The organism is Dethiosulfatibacter sp. (assembly GCF_983023055.1).
Window position 1 is genome coordinate 2,614 of record NZ_CEZJXU010000336.1, and the last position, 356, is coordinate 2,969.

A 356-nucleotide genomic window follows, 5' to 3' on the forward strand; every position below is an offset into this window, starting at 1 on the left:
GTATGTATCCCTTCCCAACACTAAGTTAGATTCAATAAACTTGTTGTGATTTTATAAAAATCATTACAGGATGCAAGCTCAAGGCAGCTGATTTCAAAACCAGCTGCCTTTCCATATTGTTATTTTCTAATTTCCACCTACTGCATTGGAATAAAACTCACCTTCCAAATATCATCGTCATTTTTCACAAGACTAAAACCATACTTAAAATTTTCCTCATTGTCGTAATCGCTGTTCCATTTTATTACGGCATAATTGCCCTCTATTTCAACCTCTACATTGTAGGCTTCTTCGAAAACTCCATAATCCTTCATTCTATCCCTTTCAGGTATATTAAAATGTTCTTCCTTGGTCCA

General features: G+C 34.8%; 1 pseudogene. It reads right to left on the minus strand.

Annotation, left to right across the window (positions count from 1 at the left end):
• Window positions 1-137 precede the first annotated feature (137 nt).
• Window positions 138-356 (minus strand): annotated as a pseudogene (locus AC3AX0_RS10625) (hypothetical protein); the annotation flags it as partial.